The 20,446-nt window shown below is 46.0% G+C and carries 20 protein-coding genes and 1 other RNA gene; 1 reads left to right on the top strand and 20 read right to left on the bottom strand.

What is annotated here, in order from left to right:
• Nucleotides 1–48 precede the first annotated feature (48 nt).
• From STRDD12_RS07245 to argF, 16 genes are all read right to left on the bottom strand, one after another.
• Nucleotides 49–834: a hypothetical protein gene (locus STRDD12_RS07245; protein WP_066916679.1), complete on the bottom strand. Its 786-nt coding sequence runs from the start codon at nucleotides 832–834 to the stop codon at nucleotides 49–51.
• Complete coding sequence (locus tag STRDD12_RS07240) at nucleotides 831–1,691, bottom strand: hypothetical protein (RefSeq protein ID WP_066916677.1); 861 nt, start codon at nucleotides 1,689–1,691, stop codon at nucleotides 831–833. Before STRDD12_RS07240 ends, STRDD12_RS07245 begins: the two co-directional genes overlap by 4 nt.
• A 155-nt stretch (nucleotides 1,692–1,846) precedes the next feature.
• Complete coding sequence (locus tag STRDD12_RS07235; protein ID WP_066916675.1) at nucleotides 1,847–3,196, bottom strand: glucose-6-phosphate isomerase; 1,350 nt, start codon at nucleotides 3,194–3,196, stop codon at nucleotides 1,847–1,849.
• A 119-nt stretch (nucleotides 3,197–3,315) separates the two neighbouring features.
• Nucleotides 3,316–3,413: signal recognition particle sRNA small type (gene ffs, locus STRDD12_RS07230), an RNA gene on the bottom strand.
• Between the two features lie 107 nt (nucleotides 3,414–3,520).
• Nucleotides 3,521–5,182 (bottom strand): DNA repair protein RecN, encoded by a 1,662-nt coding sequence (gene recN, locus STRDD12_RS07225; protein ID WP_066916673.1) that lies wholly within the window; start codon nucleotides 5,180–5,182, stop codon nucleotides 3,521–3,523.
• A gap of 13 nt (nucleotides 5,183–5,195) precedes the next feature.
• Nucleotides 5,196–5,660: an arginine repressor gene (locus STRDD12_RS07220; RefSeq protein ID WP_066916671.1), complete on the bottom strand. Its 465-nt coding sequence runs from the start codon at nucleotides 5,658–5,660 to the stop codon at nucleotides 5,196–5,198.
• Nucleotides 5,661–6,476 (bottom strand): TlyA family RNA methyltransferase, encoded by an 816-nt coding sequence (locus STRDD12_RS07215; protein WP_066916670.1) that lies wholly within the window; start codon nucleotides 6,474–6,476, stop codon nucleotides 5,661–5,663.
• The gene (locus STRDD12_RS07210; protein WP_066916821.1) at nucleotides 6,469–7,338 is read right to left on the bottom strand and encodes a polyprenyl synthetase family protein; all 870 of its coding nucleotides are present in this window, start codon (nucleotides 7,336–7,338) and stop codon (nucleotides 6,469–6,471) included. The genes STRDD12_RS07215 and STRDD12_RS07210 overlap by 8 nt, the downstream gene beginning before the upstream one ends.
• A 5-nt stretch (nucleotides 7,339–7,343) precedes the next feature.
• Nucleotides 7,344–7,559, bottom strand: coding sequence for an exodeoxyribonuclease VII small subunit (locus STRDD12_RS07205; protein WP_066916667.1), 216 nt, complete (start codon nucleotides 7,557–7,559; stop codon nucleotides 7,344–7,346).
• Complete coding sequence (gene xseA / locus STRDD12_RS07200) at nucleotides 7,543–8,877, bottom strand: exodeoxyribonuclease VII large subunit (RefSeq protein ID WP_066916665.1); 1,335 nt, start codon at nucleotides 8,875–8,877, stop codon at nucleotides 7,543–7,545. The genes STRDD12_RS07205 and xseA overlap by 17 nt, the downstream gene beginning before the upstream one ends.
• A gap of 20 nt (nucleotides 8,878–8,897) precedes the next feature.
• Nucleotides 8,898–9,746, bottom strand: a complete 849-nt coding sequence (locus STRDD12_RS07195; RefSeq protein WP_066916663.1) for an NAD(P)H-hydrate dehydratase — start codon at nucleotides 9,744–9,746, stop codon at nucleotides 8,898–8,900.
• Nucleotides 9,739–10,602, bottom strand: a complete 864-nt coding sequence (locus tag STRDD12_RS07190) for a bifunctional methylenetetrahydrofolate dehydrogenase/methenyltetrahydrofolate cyclohydrolase (RefSeq protein ID WP_066916661.1) — start codon at nucleotides 10,600–10,602, stop codon at nucleotides 9,739–9,741. Before STRDD12_RS07190 ends, STRDD12_RS07195 begins: the two co-directional genes overlap by 8 nt.
• A 119-nt stretch (nucleotides 10,603–10,721) precedes the next feature.
• The gene (locus STRDD12_RS07185; protein WP_066916659.1) at nucleotides 10,722–11,456 is read right to left on the bottom strand and encodes an amino acid ABC transporter ATP-binding protein; all 735 of its coding nucleotides are present in this window, start codon (nucleotides 11,454–11,456) and stop codon (nucleotides 10,722–10,724) included.
• Nucleotides 11,453–12,139 carry an amino acid ABC transporter permease gene (locus tag STRDD12_RS07180; protein ID WP_066916657.1) on the bottom strand — a complete coding sequence of 229 codons (687 nt, stop codon included), beginning with the start codon at nucleotides 12,137–12,139 and terminating at the stop codon, nucleotides 11,453–11,455. The genes STRDD12_RS07185 and STRDD12_RS07180 overlap by 4 nt, the downstream gene beginning before the upstream one ends.
• A gap of 133 nt (nucleotides 12,140–12,272) precedes the next feature.
• The gene (locus STRDD12_RS07175) at nucleotides 12,273–12,503 is read right to left on the bottom strand and encodes a YkuJ family protein (RefSeq protein WP_066916655.1); all 231 of its coding nucleotides are present in this window, start codon (nucleotides 12,501–12,503) and stop codon (nucleotides 12,273–12,275) included.
• A 95-nt stretch (nucleotides 12,504–12,598) separates the two neighbouring features.
• The gene (gene argF, locus STRDD12_RS07170) at nucleotides 12,599–13,585 is read right to left on the bottom strand and encodes an ornithine carbamoyltransferase (protein ID WP_066916654.1); all 987 of its coding nucleotides are present in this window, start codon (nucleotides 13,583–13,585) and stop codon (nucleotides 12,599–12,601) included.
• Between the two features lie 236 nt (nucleotides 13,586–13,821).
• On the opposite strand from argF, the gene STRDD12_RS07165 reads away from it, so the two are divergent.
• A complete protein-coding gene (locus tag STRDD12_RS07165; RefSeq protein WP_066916652.1) occupies nucleotides 13,822–16,080 on the top strand; it encodes an ATP-dependent Clp protease ATP-binding subunit in 2,259 nt (752 codons plus the stop codon).
• Nucleotides 16,081–16,154: 74 nt separating this feature from the next.
• Here the strand turns inward: STRDD12_RS07165 and STRDD12_RS07160 are convergent, their stop codons facing one another.
• The 4 genes from STRDD12_RS07160 to purB form a co-directional block, all read right to left on the bottom strand.
• The gene (locus tag STRDD12_RS07160; RefSeq protein ID WP_066916650.1) at nucleotides 16,155–16,661 is read right to left on the bottom strand and encodes an ECF transporter S component; all 507 of its coding nucleotides are present in this window, start codon (nucleotides 16,659–16,661) and stop codon (nucleotides 16,155–16,157) included.
• A gap of 189 nt (nucleotides 16,662–16,850) precedes the next feature.
• Nucleotides 16,851–17,915 carry a hypothetical protein gene (locus STRDD12_RS07155; RefSeq protein WP_066916648.1) on the bottom strand — a complete coding sequence of 355 codons (1,065 nt, stop codon included), beginning with the start codon at nucleotides 17,913–17,915 and terminating at the stop codon, nucleotides 16,851–16,853.
• A 21-nt stretch (nucleotides 17,916–17,936) separates the two neighbouring features.
• Nucleotides 17,937–18,929 (bottom strand): hypothetical protein, encoded by a 993-nt coding sequence (locus STRDD12_RS07150; RefSeq protein ID WP_066916646.1) that lies wholly within the window; start codon nucleotides 18,927–18,929, stop codon nucleotides 17,937–17,939.
• Between the two features lie 219 nt (nucleotides 18,930–19,148).
• Nucleotides 19,149–20,444: an adenylosuccinate lyase gene (gene purB / locus STRDD12_RS07145; protein WP_066916644.1), complete on the bottom strand. Its 1,296-nt coding sequence runs from the start codon at nucleotides 20,442–20,444 to the stop codon at nucleotides 19,149–19,151.
• Nucleotides 20,445–20,446 lie beyond the last annotated feature (2 nt).

The following is a 20,446-nucleotide window of genomic DNA, read 5'->3' as shown; positions in this document are numbered from 1 at the left end:
ACACTCCAAGGATGAGGTCCTATCAAGCTAGCCTGATACTAGGTTTTTCTATTTTTTTATTTGAGAGAAAATGATTTTCTTATCCAGTGTCAAGGTTTTACCTGACAACTGATAGGGCATGTCTTTGCCACTACGCAAGGTCAAAGCTTTCGAAAAATAAGCACGGTACAATTTGTCATTGACTTCTGTGACGTGCCAACTGTGCCTAAAAGGAGCCACTCGCGCGGTAAATAAGCTGGCTGTCACCGTGGCTGTCTTACTATCGTAGCGAGCACCTGCCTCTTTGGCTTGTTTTTTCATGCTATTATCCAGCGATTTTACAAAATCATCATAGGGCAAGACAGTATCCAATTCATCGGCTGTCACGCCGTATGCTGATGAAACGACTGAACTCATCGCACTATACAAGGCCAAGCGGTCGACCGAATAAGTCACCTGCGCCTCCACCTTATGCCCTGTCGCCTTTAGGGTTACCGCCTGATTGGTGTAAAAACTATTGCCATTAGAAAAGGCTTTATAGTAGTTATAATACTCCGTCTCTTGCTTTAGCTCACTTTCAAGTTCAGCCGATAGGCTCTTGGTCAACGTTGTGGCCTGCCACTGTCCACGAATACAGCCCGACTGGTAGCGATAGGTTGCGGTCGCACCAACACCGAGGATAAGGACAAGCACTAGACCAACCAGCAAAGTAATAAGATGGTTACGCTTCATGCCCAAGCTTTTTCGAGGAGGGAGCGTGTACTGTCCAGCCAAAAGGCCTCGCAATTGCTCATCTTTATTTGGCTTACGCCCGTAATAGTTTTTAAAGGCTACTAGCCATTCTTTTTTCGTCATTCTTTCTCCTCATCTTTTGTGAAAAGCAAGGTGAGTTGGTCACCTGTCACCGACAATTTGCGTCCGTTTTTTTGGTAGCGGAACCGTTCGCCACGCGCAACTTCACTCAAGGCATGATAATTGCCAAAGGCATTGGCCAGGTTGAACTCACTATTGACACCAATGACTTCCATCTCTCGTGTCCATGAATTGTAGCGCAAGGTCATGAGTACCACTGTCAGCTTGCCTTTTTTCGCATCGTAAGACCCTCCCAGCTTTTCAGCATCTTTGGCTCTTTGTTGATCAAAAAAGGAAAGCCAGGCTTCATAAGAAAAATAAGTGGCTTCTTGATTTTTCTTTTGGGCATCGGCTGTGGTCTTAGCTACATAGTTCTGGTAAACCGCTTTTTTATCAATGGTTTGAGTGGCTGTCAGACGAACGATGTTGCGATGACTTTCGAGCGCAACCCCCTCCGGCTTGACCCAGGTATTGCTGGCTTGTTGACTATCTGCTACATAACTCGCCGCACTCTTTCCACGCATTTTTTTAAAATCCATGGACATGGTGTTGCTGTGCCAATTCCCCTGCAACACACCTGCCTGATAGTAGCCAATTGCTACAAGCCCCAAAACGAGAGCTAGCAAAACAGGCAGGCCAAGCCCCAGGAGAAGCTTCTTCCTCTTTTTACCCACCGGTCCGGCTACACTTGCAGGCGCTGGCAGGCTGGCTAACAACTCCTCATCGCTATAATCTGAGTGAAACCCCTTCTGCACACGGCCTTGTTGAATTTCCTCTAGCTTAGGCAAGCGTTCATTGACCATTTCAAACTGACCTAGCCACTCCTCCCAAGTTAATAAATCGGGATCATCAAACAGCATCCTCTTCCTGCCCTTCGTTTTTTCTTTCTTTATCTTACCGGCTTTGCTAGTCTCTGTCAATGTAGGGAAGCTAACAAATCAGCAACAAAGAATGTCAACAGTAAAAAAAACAGGGAATCCAAGGACCCCTGTTGTTACTCTAATGTTGGTTAATCTTACAAACGGGCGTTTAGTTCGGCTGACAATTCCTCAAAACCTGGTTTGCCCAAAAGTGCAAACATGTTTTTCTTGTAGGCTTCAACCCCTGGTTGGTCAAATGGATTGACCGCATTGAGGTAACCTGAGAGAGCGATAGCCAACTCGAAGAAGTAAATCAAGTAACCCAGCGTGAAGGCATCCTGTTCTGGAATTGTCACAATCAGATTTGGAACATCCCCATCTGTATGCGCCAAAAGCACACCATCTGTCGCTTTTTTGTTAACAAAATCGACATCCTTGCCTTGCAGGTAGCCCAAACCATCCAAATCCTCAGACAATTCTGGGATAATCACGTTCTTGCGTGGCTTGTCCACACGGATTGCCGTTTCAAATAGAATACGTGCACCTTCTTGGATATATTGCCCTAAAGAGTGCAAATCGGTAGAGAAGTTGGCAGAAGTTGGGTAAATGCCTTTGAGGTCTTTTCCTTCTGATTCACCAGCCAGTTGTTTCCACCATTCGCCAAAGTATTGCAGGGATGGTTCGTAGTTGACCAAAATTTCCGTCGCATAACCTTTCCGGTAGAGGATATTACGCACTGCAGCATATTGGTAGGCTTCGTTTTCTTTAAGGTCTGCTGAGGCATAGGCTTGACGCGCAGCAGCAGCGCCCTCCATCAAGGCTGTGATATCAGCACCTGATGCAGCGATAGGCAAAAGACCAACAGCTGTCAAGACAGAAAAACGTCCACCAACATTATCGGGAACTACAAAAGTTTCCCAGTCATTAGCGTCTGCTTCAACCTTAACCGCACCTTTTTGACGATCTGTTGTTGCATAAATCCGTTTGTTGGCTTCTTCTTGTCCATACTTGTTAACCAACAATTCCTTGAAAACACGAAAGGCGATTGCTGGTTCAGTCGTCGTTCCTGACTTAGAAATAACATTGATAGAAAATTCTTTATCAGCCACGTATTCCACTAAATCAGCTAAATAGGTTGATGAAATAGAGTTACCGGCATACAGAATTTGGGGTGCTTGACGTTTGTCCGCAGATTGCAGGTTAACAAAATGGTTGCTCAAAAAGTCAATCGCAGCTTTAGCTCCTAGGTATGAACCACCGATACCGATGACAACCAAGACTTCGCTATCTGACTGAATCTTTTTAGCTGCTGCTTGGATGCGAGCAAACTCTTCTTTATCGTAATTTTCTGGCAAGTCTAACCAACCCAAGAAATCTGAACCAGGTCCAGTTCCTTGACGCAAGAGTTGGTCTGCTTCAGTGACTTGACCTTGCATAAAATCAACTTCATGCTGGCCGATAAACTTACCGAGTGATTTTGAATAATCAAATGAAATGTGTGCCATCTATGTGTAACTCCTTTTATCTGTGAATCTATACCCTAATCATCATACTCTTTTGCTGGTTTTTTTTCAACGGTCAACTGTCGATTTTAGGGCAATCTGGCAATGCATCCGTTTGCGTAAAACTCATACAAAAAAGAGCACACGACTAGCATCGCTTAGGGCTGCTGGATTCCTCCCCTGACCCACTTCACGCGAAGCCGTTGCTCCACAACTAGTATAGCATATTTTTGAACAGGTGCAAGTCTTTTGTAAGAGTTTTCTTTCGAGCCTAATCAAGTCAGAAGTCTACAAACTCCCCACAATCCCTCTTGACCAGCTCAATGACTAGTGTTTTAAGAGCTCTCTAGCCTGACTGCGAGCGGCTTCGGTCACATTGTCACCGGCGAGCAGTTTCGCAATCTCTTCGATACGTTCATCTGTTGTTAACAGACGGACAGTTGATACAGTAGCATCTTGGCTGCTTTGTTTTTCAATGAAAAATTGATGGTCACTGATGGCAATCACTTGGGGGGAATGAGAAATTACCAGCACCTGACCGTTTTGCCCAATCTTATGAATTTTTTGGGCAATCGCTTGAGAGACACGCCCGGATACACCGGTATCTACTTCATCAAAGACAATACTGGTTTTATCGGCCTGGCGTGAAAAGGTTGATTTTAAAGCCAACATCATCCGAGACAATTCCCCGCCACTCGCCACTTTGACAAGTGGTTTAAAGCCTTCTCCTGGGTTGGCTGACAGATAAAATTCAACCTGTTCATTCCCTTGGCGGTTAAATTTACCGGTCGAAAAATGCACCTGAAAGGTAGCCTTTTCCATGTAAAGTTCCGCTAATTCACGATGAATATCTGCTTCTAGTTTGTCAGCAATAAGGTGACGTTGCTGACTCAATTGGTGTGCTAATTCAACGAGGTCAGCCTGCAGATGTTTTACTTCCTCTTCGAGTTGCTTATCTTGATGACCATCGCCAGCAAGTAAGTGATACTCCTTTTGGATATTTTGAAAATAATCCAATACATCCTTACTATTGCTACCATATTTGCGAATCAAACTATTAACCACATCCAAGCGAGCCTGAACCAGAAGCAATTCCTCACTGTCAAACTCGAGCCGGTCAACAGCATCTTCCAAGGAACGCGTCACATCTTCTAGGACATAATAAGCGTCTGCCAAACTATCGCCTAACCGTTTGTATTCGGCATCATAGCTTTCAAGCTCCTGCAAGTCTCCCATGGCATCGCGGACATTTCCCAAGCTAGAAAAATCTTCAGCATCCAGTAGTTGATAGGCATTGCTCAACGTGTCAGCAATTTTTTTATGGTTTTGTAGCGCAGTCAGGCGACGAGTCAGGTCATCTTCTTCGCCATCTTTAAGGTCTACTGCTTCGATTTCACTAATTTGAAAGTTCAAGAGCGCTACCCGCTCTTTATTACTGGCTTCATTTTGACGCAGGGTTTGGAGACGTTGACGTGCCTGGCGATAGGCGTCAAAAACCGCTTGATACCGATTTTTCAACTCCAAAAAGCTCGCATCACCAAAACTATCTAGGAGACCCAAGTGGTAGGCCGGGCGCATCAATTCTTCTTGGTCATGTTGCCCATGAATATCGACCAAATAACGACCGATATCACGCAAGAGACTCAGATTGACCAATTGCCCATTAATACGGCTGACTGAGCGTCCATTGGCCATCAGGTCCCTTCGAATAATCACCTGGTCATCCGTGACATCGATCCCCTTATCCGCTAGAAGGGTCATGACAGGAGAATCTTCTGCTAGACTAAACAAGCCTTCAATTTCAGCTTTTGCTGCCCCATGACGAATCATATCCAGGTTGGACCGTCCGCCTAAGATCAGGTTCATCGCATCAATAATAATTGACTTCCCAGCGCCCGTTTCACCACTCAAGACCGTCATTCCCTGATCAAACTGAAGACTGACGGCTTCAATAATAGCGAAATTTTTTATCGAAATCGTCTCAAGCATGCGCTCGTCTCCTTTAGGCTTCTTTCCAGCTCAGTAAAATGGTTCGTAGTTGACTGGCTTGTTCTGGCGTGTTCGCGACAACTAAAAGAGTCTCGTCATCTGTCAAGATACTGAAAATAGCGTCACTTTCTTCATCTAGCAAACGGCGTTTCACCAGACGACTGGTTCCTGGCACCACATCAACTGACAACAGGCAAGGCAAGGTGGTGTGCTTATCAGTAACATTCAGAACCGTTACCAGAGCTGTTGCCTGTTTATCCTCCGTATGGGCAGGCGCTTTGGGTTTTGCCAAACTATAGCGGTAACCATTCCCAATTGGGACCTTAACAATCCCCATCTCATCCATATCCCGTGAGATGGTCGCTTGTGTCGCATGGCAACCACGCGCCTGTAAGGCTTTGACCAAATCTCCTTGCTTGGAGAAATTCTCATTTTCAATCAACTCGCGAATCAACGCAAGGCGTTCTCTTTTATTCATCTATTTTTTAAATCCTTTCTGTGCATCAGCAACAACCCTAGAAACAAGCGCTTCGTCTAGGTTGTCCATCTGGGGCGCTTTTTTTAGATAGAGCAAAAACTCCGTATTTCCATGCCCCCCTTGAATAGGAGAAAAATCTAGTCCGCAGTTGCTAAAACCATTGCTATTGGCTTGTGCCATCACTGCTTTAATCACTTTTTGGTGGACTTGAGGGTCTTTGACAATCCCTTTTTTCCCTACGGCATCCTTGCCGGCTTCAAACTGTGGCTTAACCAGCGCAACAACTTCTCCACCATCTGCAAGAATCCGTGCCAAAGCTGGAAAAATCAGTCCGAGTGAGATAAAACTCACATCAATACTGGCAAAAGTCGGTTGCCCTGCTGTAAAATCCGCCAAGGCAGCATACCGAAAATTGTACTGCTCCATGGATAAGACCCGTTGGTCTTGCCGAAGTTTCCAGGCCAGTTGGTTGGTCCCAACGTCAACGGCATAAACAGTGCTCGCTCCCTTTTGCAACATGACATCTGTAAAGCCACCTGTTGACGCACCGATATCTAAACAAGTCCGATGGGACAAATCAATTCCAAAAACAGCCAGACCTTTTTCTAACTTTAGCCCACCACGACTCACATAAGCCATTTTTTCACCCTTTAGTCTCAGGTGAATCGTCGTGTCAATCTTTTCACCAGGCTTATCATAACGTTGGCCATTATGGCTGGCAATGACTAAACCCGCCATCACACCACGCTTGGCTTGTTCACGTGTTTCAAAAAGTCCCTGTTGATGGGCCAAGACATCTACTCGTTCTTTAGGCATCTAACCGCAACCTTTCTACCATTTCTACAAACTGGGGAGCTTTAAAGGGACGCCTTGCCGAAAAATCTGCTTGTAAGGACAAGACCTGATCGAGACAGTTATCAAGTAGCTTCCGAGATTGCTCTAAGCCAAGCAAACTCGGGTAGGTAGCTTTTTGTTCTGCTATATCTTTATTCGGTGTTTTTCCGATGGTCTCAAAGTCTGCTGTCACATCTAAAATATCATCTCGTATTTGAAAGGCTAACCCCAAAGCCTCACCCGCTTGAACAAGGGCTTGGCCTTCCTTGTCATCCAAGGACAAAACTAAAGCACAGGCTTCAAAAGGAAAGGTTAATAGTTTTCCGGTCTTATGGGCATGCAAGGCTTCCAATGTTTCTAGTGGAATATCTTGCCCTTCACTGGCCATATCTAGAGCCTGACCGGCTACCATCCCATAGGTCCCCGAGGCCTGCGATAGTCCCTGAGCTAAAGCCACTTTGACCGAATCGGGATAACCCGTCTCCATCAACAAGGCAAACGGGTCTAAAAAGAGACTATCCCCAGCTAATATAGCTAAGGCTTCACCGAAAACCTTATGATTGGTCAAGCGCCCACGCCGGTAATCGTCGTTATCCATGGCAGGTAAATCATCATGAATCAAACTTGCTGTATGAACCATTTCCAAAGCAGCACCGACCTTGAAAGCATCCTGATCGAGCTCTTGTCCAAATCCCTCTAACAAGGCCAAAAAGAGCAGGGGGCGAATCCGTTTTCCACCTGCATGAATCGAGTAAAGGATTGCTTTTTGCAGTTCAGGAGCAAGGCCCTTTTTTTGGTAAAAATCTTCTAGGACACCATCTAAGGCAAGCATCTTCTCATTCATCAACACTAGACTTGTTCCTCTTTTGAGCCGTCCTTATTCACAATAGTTACCAGAGTTTTCTCAGCCTTCTCTAGTCTCGATTGCAAATCCTGCGACAATTTCATCCCTTTTTGAAACTCTGCTATCGCCTCTTCTAAAGGGACATCCCCAGCTTCTAATCGGCTGACAATCGTTTCTAAATCTGCTAAATTTTCTTCAAATGTTTTAGTCTTTTCTGACATCTTTCACCTCTACATCTATCTGCCCATCTTGCATTTGCACGGTTAAGCTTTGCCCGACTTGTACTTCTTTGACCGAAGAAACGATATGAGTCTCGTCTGACACCACCGCATAGCCCCGGGAGACAATCCGGCTCGTATCCAATGACAGCAAGGTTTCCTTAGCCTTTTCAAAACGGGCTACAGCCGCGTCATATTGCTGAGCAACTTGACTTTGCAGGAGACGTTTGTCCTGATTGAGGCGTTCCTGATAAGCCTTGACCTGCTGTTGCAAGAGACGTTGATTAAGCCCTTGTTGCACTTGAAGCAGGCGATTTTTTTGCGCCAGATACTGCTGACGCATCCCATGAAGCAGTTGCGATTGCAACTGGTCTAACCTTTGCAAATAGGCGTCATATAAGCGCTCGGGTTGCCGAAAAAAAGACGACCCTTGTAATTTTTTCAAGCGCTCCTGATAGTATTCCAGTTGACGGTTGCTGGCCCGGTAGGCACGCGCCCGTAGCTCAGACAGACGCGCTAGCACATCAGCCTTTGTCACAGGCGTTGCATGCTCAGCTGCCGCCGTCGGGGTCGCTGCCCTATCATCACTGACCAAGTCAGACAGAGTCGTATCTGTTTCATGTCCAATACTAGAAATAACCGGCAAACGTGACTCAAAAATGGCTTGAACCACCAGTTCTTCATTAAAGGCCCAAAGGTCTTCGATGGAGCCACCTCCACGAGCAACAATGAGCACATCCAATTTTGAATCCGCATTGGCACGCCTGATATTTTCTGCGACTTCTTTAGCAGCGCCTGTGCCTTGAACCTTGGTTGGATAAAGTGTGATAGACACCCCGGGAAAACGACGCGCTACCGTGGTTTGGATATCATGAATAACCGCACCGCTCCGGCTAGTGACAACCCCGATATGCGAAACAAAACGAGGAATCGGCTGTTTATGTTGCTGGTCGAAGTAACCCGCCTCCAACAACTTCTTTTTGAGCTGTTCAAACTGCAAGGCCAGAGCACCCACCCCATCTGGAATCACTTCTTCGATGACAATGCTGTACTGCCCTGTTTTTTCGTAGATTTGAACCCGACCAACCACATTGACTTGCATGTCATTTTCCAAGTCAAAACCTAATTTGCGATACTGAGAGGCCCACATGGTGGCAGAAATTGCGGCTCCCTCATCCTTCAAAGAGAAATACTGGTGATTGGGCCGTTTTCGAAAATTGGACACCTGTCCTTTCAAATAAACCCGCTCCAAATAGGGGTCCTTGCTAAATTTAAGTCCCAGATATTTATTTAATTGGGTAACTGTTAAATAGTCTGACACAAGGCTCCTTTCTCTTCACTCTAGTTGTGTGACATTTCCAAAATCTTCATAGCCTGAGGGATTTGCTGACTAATGGCTGTCGGTAAGGTCACATAGTTTGTCCGACTCAAATCGTCTGCGATGGCTGAGTGCAAGTAGACCGCTGCCCCAACACGCTGATACAAACTGCTTTGGGGAAACTGAACTGCAAAAGCGGCAATCATTCCTGCTAGGGTATCTCCCATGCCACCTGTTGCTTGATAAGGACCGCCAACTGCGATGGCAGCCATCTGATGGTCTTCCTTATCATAGACCTGTGTGTGATGGCGCTTGGCAACCAGTAGTGTCCCCTCGGGAAATTGTGCCAAAGCCTGCCAATTTCGCTCCGGAGCCTGTTCTTTAGGTGCCAAACCAGAAAGCCGCTCCCATTCCATCTGATGGGGCGTTAAAATAACCCGACCGGCTGGTAAATCAGTCCCTGAGCGTTTGGCATAGAGATTCAAAGCGGAACCATCTAAAAGTAACATCTGATTGGCTGATACCTTGTCACAAACCAAGTCAAAAACTGCTTGGGCGCTAGCTGTTTCGTCTAATCCAGGCCCAATAGCCACCAAGTCAACAGCCTGTATCAGTTGGGAAAGGCGCTCTTTATCAGCCATATCAAAGGCCATGGCTTCCGGTAATTGGGCATGAAGCGCTGCTATCGTTTGAGGGTGCGTTGCCACGCTGACCAAACCTGCCCCTGAGCGAACACAGGCAAGCGCCGCCATGATAATGGCCCCACTATAGGGTGGGTTCCCACCAATCAAAAGAACACGCCCATAATCCCCCTTATGAGACTCCCTTGGCCGACTCCTAATAACAGCCTTTGCCCAATCTTGGTCAATCATTTTTCGTCACACTCCTTAGGGCAGCTTGATAGGTCTGCTCCAGCAAGAGCGCAATGGTCATCGGGCCAACCCCTCCTGGAACAGGCGTAATCAACTTGGCAACTTGCGCAACTTCCTCAAAAGCAACATCACCAACCAATTTCCCATCTGCTTGACGGTTAATGCCTACGTCAATGACTACCGCACCGTCTTTGACAAAATCCTTGGTCACAAATTCAGGGCGACCAATGGCCACAATCAAGACATCTGCTTCCTTTGCCAGACCTTGCAAGTCTTTGGTGCGTGAATGGGTCAAGGTCACCGTGGCATCCTTAGCCAAAAGGAGCTGGGCCATCGGTTTTCCGACAATATTGGAACGCCCAATAATGACGGCACGTTTGCCTTCTAAGGTCACATTATAGGCATCCAAAAGCGCCATGATACCCGCCGGCGTGCAGGGAACCATGACAGGTCGCCCACTCCACAGGTGGCCTGTGTTCATCGGATGAAAACCATCCACATCCTTGTGCGGGTCAATCGCTAAAAGCACCTTCTTGTCATTAATCTGGTCAGGCAGAGGCAATTGCACCAAAATCCCATGGATACTAGGGTTCTGATTGCACTGCTCAACAACCTCTAAAAGGTCAGCTTCGCTTGTTTTTTCAGGTAGGCGTATCGTCTCACTGTGAAAACCAGCTGCTAGGGCCGCCCGTTCTTTATTGCGGACATAAACCTGACTGGCGGGATTATCCCCCACCACAATCACGGCTAACCCAGGCACAATACCTGCCTTAGCTTTCATGTCTTGGACCTTGTCCGCCAGACGTGTCCTCATATCCTGCGCTATCTTTTTCCCATCAATAATCGTCATAACCATCTCCAAAAGTTAATTACTTCCATTATACCATAGACTGCATCATATGGGAGGTCACCACCCTGTATCCCCCAGCAAAAAAGCAGCCCCTACTGACCATCTCAGGGAACTGCTTTTTGATCTTATAAAACTTTACTAAGGAAGTTTTTCGTCCGTTCTTCTTTGGTGTTTTCAAAGACGTCAGTTGGCGTCCCTTCTTCCACGATGTAGCCCCCATCCATGAAAATCACACGGTCAGCTACCTCACGCGCAAAGCCCATCTCATGCGTCACAATTGCCATAGTCATCCCAGACTTCGCCAAGTCTTGGATAACATTAAGCACTTCTCCGACCATCTCTGGGTCTAAGGCAGAAGTCGGCTCATCAAAGAGCAGGACATCAGGGTCCATAGCCAAGCCCCGTGCAATGGCAATCCGCTGTTGTTGGCCACCAGATAAGCTACTTGGGTAGGCATCCGCCTTGTCAGACAAACCGACACGTTCCAACAATTCCAAGGCCTTTTCCTTTGCCTCTTTTGGCGATTCCCCTTTGACCTTGGTCGGTGCCAACATGATGTTTTGCAAAACGGTCATATTAGGGAAAAGGTTGAACTGTTGAAAGACCATCCCCATTTTCTCACGCATTTTGAAAATATCGTTTGACGAATCCGTAATATCCACCCCTTCAAAAGTGATGGTCCCTTTTGTGGGTTCTTCTAAGAGATTCATGGTGCGTAAAAACGTTGATTTCCCGCTCCCGGATGGCCCAATGATGGCCACCACTTCACTCTTTGTGATATCCAGGTCAATGCCCTTTAGCACTTCATTATCGCCATAGGACTTCTGTAGCCCTTTAATACTTATAATTGCCTCTGTCATTTGCTCACTCCTTGCCCCATTTTACGTTCCAATACTTTTAACAAACTGGTCATCACAGTTGTCAAAACCAGATAGTAACCAGCTGCTACCAGCAGGGGTGTCAATGAAATATAGGTTGATGTTGATACGGTTTGGGCACTATTCCACAATTCCATAATCCCAATAGTCTGCAAGAGGGAGCTGTCCTTGATAATAGTAACAAACTCATTCCCCAAAGCTGGCAAGATATTGCGAATGGCTTGTGGTAAGATGACATAACGCAAGGTTTTCAGTGGTTTTATCCCCAAAGAATAGGCCGCTTCCATCTGCCCCTTAGGAACAGATTCAATCCCAGCCCGAACAGCCTCTGAGATATAGGCCCCGCTATTGAGTGAGAGGACAATCACCCCTGGCACCACCCGAGACAGTTCCAAATCAAAAATCCCGAAACGAACGACCGGCAGAGCTTGCATATTCATCCAAACAAAGGCCACCATGATTTGAACAATCATTGGTGTACCGCGGAAAATCCACACATACAAAGAAACCAGTAAGTCTAAAATCTTAATATTACTGCGTTTGACGAGAGCAACAAATACCCCCAAGATGGTTCCAAAGAAAACGACCAATACCGAAACAATAATGGTCAACAGAACACCGTAGTTAAAATAAGGCCAATATTTTGGCAAAAATGAAAAATCCATGAATGACTCCTTATGATAGTAAACATATTATAGCATAACATTGTATAAAAATACAACTGTTTGCCTGTTTTTTTCAAAAAAAATGCCTGGCAACTCACCCTAGGGTAAGCAAACCAAGCATTCTGTAACTGCTTTAGTAGATCAAGTCGTAAATCTCCATCGCAATCAAATCAATACTATCAAATGTATAGGTCTCACGCGCTTTGACATCACGCAAAGTAAATACAGGACCATTTTCAGGGTCGTTACTAAAGCTAACTTCCGCAACGACGTCCCCTTCACGTTCAAAATTACGCTTTGTATTACCGCCATCACCAGCCATAAGCTCAAGACGGTCGATAATTCTCACCAAATGAGATTCCATATATGTACTCCCTTTTTTATTAGTCAACCCATTCTAACATAAAAAGCGTTAAATGTGTACCCAAACCGCAATTTCCCTGTCAAAAGGCTCTGATTTCATGACTTAGGACTGTTTTTTTGCTGGAGAAAGCTCTGATACATGATGGCTTTAATCGAATGCATCCGATTTTCAGCTTCAGAAAAGATGACATCACTATGAGCTTGGAAGACCTCATCCGTAATTTCTAGCGCCTCTAGGCCGTACTTTTCAAACATTTCTTGACCAATCAGGGTCTTTGTATCATGGAAGGCTGGCAGACAATGCATGACAATCGCCTGAGGATTGGCCACCTTTTGCATCAAATCTGCATTGATTTGATAGGGTAACAGCAGGTCAATCCGCTCCTTGAAGTCAACGGTTTCCCCCATAGATAGCCAAACATCTGTATAAAGGATATCAGCACCTGCCACTGCAGCAGTGTCCTCCGTGATTGTCAGTTTGGCGCCTGTATTGTGCGCCTGAGCCAAGGCCACAATTTCAGCCTCGGGTTGAAGGGCCTTAGGTGCTACAATTGTGACGTCAACCCCTAAAATAGCTGAGGTAACCAACAAGGAGTTGGCCATGTTGTTTCTTCCGTCACCGATGTAGACCAAGTGGAGCCCTTCAAGGCTACCGAATTGTTCTTGAATCGTCAAAAAATCTGCTATCATTTGCGTAGGGTGCCAGGTATCTGTTAAGCCGTTCCAGACAGGGACACCGGACTCCTTAGCCAGGGTTTCGACAGCCTCTTGGGAAAACCCCCGATACTCAATCCCATCAAACATAGACCCCAGAACCTTAGCGGTATCAGCGACCGATTCTTTCGTCCCTAGCTGAATCTCTCCAGCACCCAGATAAGTCGCCTGCATGCCGAGGTCTTGAGCGGCAACTGTGAAGGCAGACCGCGTCCGAGTGCTTGATTTTTCAAATATCAGGGCAATATTTTTTCCTTCCAGATAACGGTGCGCCTCCCCTGCTTTTTTTTGCGCCTTAAATTGCGCCGATAGGGCCAGCAAATCTAAGAGTTGGTCTTTCGTAAAATCGATTTCTTTTAAAAAATGCATGATTTTTCTCCTATATTGTATTTTTATGCATTATACCACAGATTATTCTGAAATAAAATACATTTTTCAAAAAAAGTTTTTAGCAGTCTCATCCGAGAGTGCCAGAAATCGAATCTTTTTGCTTGCATTTCAAGCCGTAAAGCGTATAATGAAGCTATAAGTTTGACCATTTTTGACTATAAAGTGGTTGAAGTAACTCGTCAAGGCTTCCTTGATAGCTGAGAAAGGAGACAGTTATGCTGTGTCAAAACTGCCATTTGAATGAATCAACCATACATTTATATACCAATTTAAATGGGCACCAAAAACAAATCGACCTCTGCCAAAACTGCTACCAAATCATGAAAACTGACCCTGAAAATAGTTTGCTCGGTCAGTTCACCAAGCACCAAGACATTACCCCATTTGAAGATCTGATCGGGGACCTGAACAACTTCCGCGCTTTTAACAGCAACCTGCCGAATGACCCAGAAACCCAAGCCGGGGGCAACCGAGGGGGCGGAAACAACGGCGGTCGCTCAGGTGGTGGACGCCCTTCTCAACAACCACCAGAACAAGCAGGACTTCTGGATGAGTTTGGAGTGGATATCACTGAGATTGCTCGTAAGGGGGACATTGACCCTGTCATCGGACGAGACGATGAAATCAAACGCGTCATCGAAATCCTCAACCGCAGAACCAAAAACAACCCTGTTCTCATCGGAGAGCCTGGAGTTGGTAAAACAGCCGTTGTTGAAGGTCTGGCGCAAAAAATTGTCGATGGCAGTGTGCCACAAAAGCTGCAAAACCGCAAGGTCATTCGCCTAGACGTCGTCAGTCTTGTCCAAGGGACTGGTATTCGAGGCCAATTTGAAGAGCGCATGCAAAAGCTCATGGAAGAAATCCGTCAGCGCCAAGATGTTATTCTCTTTATTGACGAAATCCATGAAATCGTCGGCGCTGGAAATGCAGGTGATGGCAATATGGATGCTGGCAACATCCTCAAACCTGCCTTGGCTCGCGGGGAATTACAACTGGTTGGTGCCACTACTCTCAACGAATACCGTATTATCGAAAAGGATGCAGCCCTAGAACGTCGGATGCAACCTGTCAAGGTTGATGAACCGACAGTGGATGAAACCATTACCATCCTCAAAGGAATTCAGAAAAAATACGAAGACTACCACCACGTCAAATATACCGATGATGCCATCAAGGCTGCGGCGGTCTTGTCCAACCGTTATATCCAGGACCGCTTCTTGCCAGATAAAGCGATTGACCTCTTGGATGAGTCAGGCTCACGGATGAACCTAACCCTCAACTTTATCGATCCTAAAGAGATTGATAACCGCCTGGTCGAAGCTGAAAATCTCAAAGCCCAAGCCACACGTGAGGAAGATTTTGAACGCGCTGCCTATTTCCGCGACCAGATTGCCAAATACAAAGAAATGCAAGCGCAGACCCTCACCGAGGAAGACATCCCTGTGATCACAGAACAAAACATCGAAGGGATTGTTGAAGAAAAAACCAATATTCCTGTGGGCGACCTCAAGGAAAAAGAACAAAGTCAACTCATTCACTTGGCCAGCGACCTCAAAAAACACGTCATCGGCCAAGATGAAGCGGTGGATAAGATTGCCAAAGCCATTCGCCGCAACCGGGTCGGCCTTGGGTCTCCCAACCGTCCTATCGGCTCCTTCCTCTTTGTGGGACCAACAGGTGTCGGAAAAACTGAGCTGTCCAAACAATTAGCCATCGAACTGTTTGGTTCTGCAGATAGCATGATTCGTTTTGATATGTCCGAATACATGGAAAAACACAGCGTGGCCAAGTTGGTCGGAGCACCTCCTGGTTATGTTGGCTACGATGAAGCTGGACAACTGACCGAACAGGTTCGCCGCAATCCCTACTCTCTCGTTCTCTTAGACGAAGTTGAGAAAGCCCACCCAGATGTCATGCACATGTTCCTGCAAGTTCTAGACGATGGCCGCTTAACGGATGGTCAAGGACGGACAGTCAGCTTTAAAGATACCATCATCATCATGACTTCCAATGCCGGAACCGGTAAGGTTGAAGCCAGCGTGGGATTTGGGGCTGCCCGAGAAGGCCGTACCAACTCTGTCTTAGGTGAATTAGGCAACTTCTTTAGTCCTGAGTTTATGAACCGCTTCGATGGAATTATTGAGTTCAAGGCCTTGAGCAAGGAAAACCTCCTTTCCATTGTCAGCCTAATGTTAGACGATGTCAATAACCGACTAGCATCAAACGACTTGCACCTTCACGTCACAGAAAAGGTCAAGGAAAAATTGGTTGACCTTGGCTATGACCCTAAAATGGGAGCTCGCCCACTGCGTCGCACCATTCAAGAATACATCGAAGATGCCATCACTGACTATTACCTAGAGCACCCCGAAGAAAAACGCCTGCGTGCTGTCCTTAGCAGTAAAGGAAAGATACAGGTTAAAGCAGACACATCAGCCAAGGCCAAAGATAGTCTGGCCAGCAAAGAAAACTAAAAAAGCACTCCTGTCGAGTGCTTTTTGTTTCCTCTAAAGTGGCGTGAACGCAAGGTCTGCGATTCCTCTTATAGTTAGCCTTTCAAAAGGGCCTTCCAACTATTGAGAAAATCGGTATGGTAGTAAATCACATAAGCCACAGATGCGCCTAGGATCGCTGCCAAAATATCAAAAGGCAGTTTCATCCAGGCATAGGCCAGTGTCGAATAGACATAACCACGACCAAAGAAATAACCAACCACAACAATGACACTACCCATCAAAAGCGCCATAATCGTCGGAATCTTAGGGGCAGGTTGTTGGTAGCGTTTGAGCAACAAAGCGATAACCAACACTTGAACGCTGTGCACAACCAGGGTCACAAACATTGGTAAGGGATAAAAGAAGAAATCCCCTAAAAAAGACCCAAAGCCTGCAATAATCACGGCTTCCCATGGTTGGAAAATCAAGGCCACTAAAAAGATAAGGATACCATTGAAGTAAAAGTGACCTCCAGCTACCGGAAAACTCAGCCAACTAGAACTTAAAATAATCGTCAAGGCCATAAAGAACGACCCCAAAGTTAGGCGTTTTGTCTGCATATGAACTCCTCCTAAAGCTAAAATTGTCACCATTATAGCTTTTTTTAAGCTTTCGGTCAATGTTTTTTGGAATTTTCTGAAAGTTTCACCCCTAGTTTCATCCAATCTCCCGCAGTAACCAAAAAAGAAGACCTTCTGGTCTTCTTTCTGGCTTTGGTTTTCCAGCCTCTCGGTCAATTCGCTAGCCTTTTAACGACTATAAGTGACATTGCCGATTTCGAGGTCACCGTCGTTATAGCTATAATCAACCTCTTTTCCTTCGGAGAGATTCGCAAAATAAGTAGAGAGTTTATTGACATAAACCGAAGCTAAATAATCTGTCGTATAGTCCTTGCCGACTTTTGTACGCAGCGCATCTGTATTGACAGAGGTTACGGTCATTTTATGGCTAAGATAATCAAGCTTTCCACGCACGAGCAAGAAGCTAACCTCACCCGTTGACTTGTCAAACATCCCACCAGCATCTTGAATTTGTGTTTTCAGTTCTGTCAGGTATTTAGACTTATAAGTGGATTCGCTGGAAGCGTAGTTTGATTCGACATAACTATCAATCGTCGTATCTGAGACATAGTCACCATAGCTACTCTTTAACTCTTGCTTTAGGATAGACAGGTAATTTTTCCAATAGGTATCCCAGTCAAACTGATAGGTCAAAGAGACAGCAACATCTTTGTCATCAACCGTCAGCTGCAGTTTCGGTTTAGAGATAACATCTTGAACTTCGGGGTAGTCATCGACCTCATCTTGGGCATCTTCGATATCTTTTGTAATGGCTGTACTTGTAAAAGTCCCATCTGGTACCCAGCCCGTCATATACCGAAAACCAAAGACACCACCGACGCCCAGACCGAGCAATACAAGCACACCAGCCACTAAACCGATAATCAAGCCGATTTTCCCCTTGCGCTTAGCTGACGGCATGACGTAAGTTGGAACACCTGTTTGATAAGGGCCAACTGGGGCCTGTTGTTGCCCAAAGGGACCTTGGTTAGCAGGCACTTGTTGGAAGGGCTGGCCAGCCACAGGGACGCCCCCTACCGGGGAAACAGGTGGCCGTTTTTCAATCGGTCCATCCGCCTGTACGGGTTCTGATGGGATGATGTTAGCGGATGCATCAGAAGTTTCTTGAGCTACAGGCTGATCGGTTGCTACAGAAAACTCTCCCACCGCTTGAGCCGCTTTGATTTCTTCTTCCGATGGCTTACGGCCGTTGACTGTTTCAAAGTAGTCCAGCCATTCCTCTCGTGACATCATTGTGCCCCCTCCTTTTTTCTATTAACGCTTGACGAAAGCACTGTCTGACTTGTTGTTTAAGATCAGTTTGTTCGCTTCTTTTTTGTAGCTAACGTAACTACCTTTTTTGAATTTCAGAGATTTTTCAAAGGCATCTTTCACACTTTCGCCGTTGCTAGAAGAATCTTTATAGATGGTTTTGTTGACCCATGTCACCTTAATTGCCCGTGACCAGCGATCAACATTTCCCTTGAAAATAACATAGGTAATGGTATTGGTTTTCGCATCATAAGTCGCCTCTGCGTCTTCAAGAGTCTCTTTCATATTGTCATCCATGTAACTATCAAAAGCTGACTCTGACTTGAGGTATGATGGCATGAAATAGCTGTAATAACTACTGTAAAGAGAGCTATCACTCATCCAATCATAGGTCTTTTTAAGGCTCTTATAGTAGCTTGAATAATCCATCTTCATGGTAAGGGTGGCCACTGCTTTATCCTTTTTAACATCCAAGTTCACATTGGCATCAGATAGCACGTCCTCAGCGCTGGTTGATTGGCTTTCTTTCCAAGATTTTTTCAGCTTTGTTTCGAGGGTTTTATTGTGGTAAGACCCATCCACGTTACCTGAAATATAGTAAAAGGTTGTCCCAGCCCCTAGAGTGAGGACAAGAACCGCTAGAACCGCAGCGATAATCAGCAAGAGTTTCTTTGTAGAGAACTTTTTCCCTTCTTGTGGCAAGACATAGGTCGGTGGCACCACACCTGCTGTCTGAGCATTGGTTTGAGACTGCACCAAACCTTCTTGCACCTGAGCTTCCGTTACCAGCACTTCTGCAGCTACCTCACTGCCTGCTTTTTCAGACAATGACTCAGAAACACTTTCTGAACTGCTGGTAGAGGCGTCTGTAACAGCATCTGTGCTGTCAGACTCTTCCTCAAACTCCCCAGCAGCCAAGGCTGCTTGCAACTCTTCCTCTGATGGTTTGCGACCGTTGACTGTCTCAAAGTAGTCTAACCAATCTGCTTTATTCATGTGTCCTCTCCTTTTCCTTTCCTAATGGCCTTTGGGCTTTGTTTTCTTAAGACCAGCAAGGGATCTCTTTAGGCTCCTGGAAGCCTGATGATTCCTGTCTGCTCCTTATTGTTATTAGCTTAAAGATACCATAAAACAACATAAATTGTCAATCCTTTCCCAGAAAAGCCTGTTAACAAAATGATGACAAAAAAACGAGCTGTCGCTCGTTTTCTCCTTTTAGTCCAAACCGATGCGTTCGAAGATTTCGTCGACACGTTTGGTGTAGTAAACTGGGTTGAAGATTTCGTCGATTTCTTCTTGCGTGAGGCGTGAAGTCACTTCTGGATCTGCTTCAAGCAAGGGTTTGAAGTCCACTTGGTTGTCCCAAGATTGGGCAGTCTTTGGTTGAACAAGGTCGTAAGCTTGCTCACGGGTCATGCCTTTTTCAATCAAAGTAAGCATGGCACGTTGGCTAAAGATCAAACCAAAGGTAGAGTTCATGTTGCGGATCATGTTTTCTGGGAAGACGGTCAAGTTCTTGACGATATTGCCAAAGCGGTTGAGCATGTAGTCGATCAAGATGGTCGTATCTGGTGTGATAATCCGCTCAGCTGATGAATGGGAAATATCACGCTCGTGCCAAAGAGCGACGTTTTCGTAGGCTGTTACCATGTGACCACGGATAACACGCGCGAGACCTGTCATGTTTTCAGAACCGATAGGGTTGCGTTTGTGAGGCATGGCTGACGACCCTTTTTGCCCTTTGGCAAAGAACTCTTCCACTTCACGTTGTTCTGATTTTTGCAGACCACGAATTTCAGTTGCCATCCGCTCGATAGAAGTTGCGATGCTCGCCAAAACTGCAAAGTACTCCGCGTGAAGGTCACGAGGAAGGACCTGTGTCGAGATTTCTTGAGCACGGATACCCAGTTTGTCGCAGACGTATTTTTCCACAAATGGTGGGATGTTGGCAAAGTTCCCAACCGCACCAGAAATCTTACCAGCTTCCACACCAGCAGCTGCATGCTCGAAACGCTCGATGTTGCGCTTCATTTCGCTGTACCAAGTCGCTAATTTCAAACCAAAAGTAGTCGGCTCAGCGTGCACACCGTGGGTACGCCCCATCATGATCGTGAACTTGTGTTCACGCGCTTTGTCCGCAATGATGTTGAGGAAGTTTTCAAGGTCTTTGCGGATGATGTCGTTGGCTTGTTTGTAGAGGTAACCATAGGCAGTGTCCACCACGTCAGTAGAAGTCAAACCATAGTGAACCCACTTACGTTCTTCACCAAGTGTCTCAGAAACCGCACGCGTGAAAGCCACCACATCGTGACGCGTTTGCTGCTCGATTTCTAAAATCCTGTCGATGTCAAAATCCGCCTTTTCACGAATCAAAGCCACATCTTCCTTAGGGATTTCTCCCAACTCAGCCCATGCTTCGTCAGCCAAGATTTCCACCTCAAGCCAAGCACGGTATTTGTTTTCCTCAGTCCAAATGTTCGCCATTTCTGGGCGAGAGTAACGGTTGATCATGT

This window comes from Streptococcus sp. DD12 (assembly GCF_001578885.1).
GTDB lineage: Bacteria > Bacillota > Bacilli > Lactobacillales > Streptococcaceae > Streptococcus.
Note: the sequence above shows the minus strand (reverse complement) of the source record. Positions and strands in the feature narration are given on the sequence as shown.

Coding starts and splice junctions, on each gene's coding strand:
- STRDD12_RS07245 (WP_066916679.1), bottom strand. CDS start 834: ATGACGAAAAAAGAATGGCTAGTAGCCTTTAAAAACTATTACGGGCGT.
- STRDD12_RS07240 (WP_066916677.1), bottom strand. CDS start 1,691: ATGCTGTTTGATGATCCCGATTTATTAACTTGGGAGGAGTGGCTAGGT.
- STRDD12_RS07235 (WP_066916675.1), bottom strand. CDS start 3,196: ATGGCACACATTTCATTTGATTATTCAAAATCACTCGGTAAGTTTATC.
- recN (WP_066916673.1), bottom strand. CDS start 5,182: ATGCTTGAGACGATTTCGATAAAAAATTTCGCTATTATTGAAGCCGTC.
- STRDD12_RS07220 (WP_066916671.1), bottom strand. CDS start 5,660: ATGAATAAAAGAGAACGCCTTGCGTTGATTCGCGAGTTGATTGAAAAT.
- STRDD12_RS07215 (WP_066916670.1), bottom strand. CDS start 6,476: ATGCCTAAAGAACGAGTAGATGTCTTGGCCCATCAACAGGGACTTTTT.
- STRDD12_RS07210 (WP_066916821.1), bottom strand. CDS start 7,338: ATGAATGAGAAGATGCTTGCCTTAGATGGTGTCCTAGAAGATTTTTAC.
- STRDD12_RS07205 (WP_066916667.1), bottom strand. CDS start 7,559: ATGTCAGAAAAGACTAAAACATTTGAAGAAAATTTAGCAGATTTAGAA.
- STRDD12_RS07195 (WP_066916663.1), bottom strand. CDS start 9,746: ATGATTGACCAAGATTGGGCAAAGGCTGTTATTAGGAGTCGGCCAAGG.
- STRDD12_RS07190 (WP_066916661.1), bottom strand. CDS start 10,602: ATGGTTATGACGATTATTGATGGGAAAAAGATAGCGCAGGATATGAGG.
- STRDD12_RS07185 (WP_066916659.1), bottom strand. CDS start 11,456: ATGACAGAGGCAATTATAAGTATTAAAGGGCTACAGAAGTCCTATGGC.
- STRDD12_RS07180 (WP_066916657.1), bottom strand. CDS start 12,139: ATGGATTTTTCATTTTTGCCAAAATATTGGCCTTATTTTAACTACGGT.
- STRDD12_RS07175 (WP_066916655.1), bottom strand. CDS start 12,503: ATGGAATCTCATTTGGTGAGAATTATCGACCGTCTTGAGCTTATGGCT.
- argF (WP_066916654.1), bottom strand. CDS start 13,585: ATGCATTTTTTAAAAGAAATCGATTTTACGAAAGACCAACTCTTAGAT.
- STRDD12_RS07165 (WP_066916652.1), top strand. CDS start 13,822: ATGCTGTGTCAAAACTGCCATTTGAATGAATCAACCATACATTTATAT.
- STRDD12_RS07160 (WP_066916650.1), bottom strand. CDS start 16,661: ATGCAGACAAAACGCCTAACTTTGGGGTCGTTCTTTATGGCCTTGACG.
- STRDD12_RS07155 (WP_066916648.1), bottom strand. CDS start 17,915: ATGATGTCACGAGAGGAATGGCTGGACTACTTTGAAACAGTCAACGGC.
- STRDD12_RS07150 (WP_066916646.1), bottom strand. CDS start 18,929: ATGAATAAAGCAGATTGGTTAGACTACTTTGAGACAGTCAACGGTCGC.
- purB (WP_066916644.1), bottom strand. CDS start 20,444: ATGATCAACCGTTACTCTCGCCCAGAAATGGCGAACATTTGGACTGAG.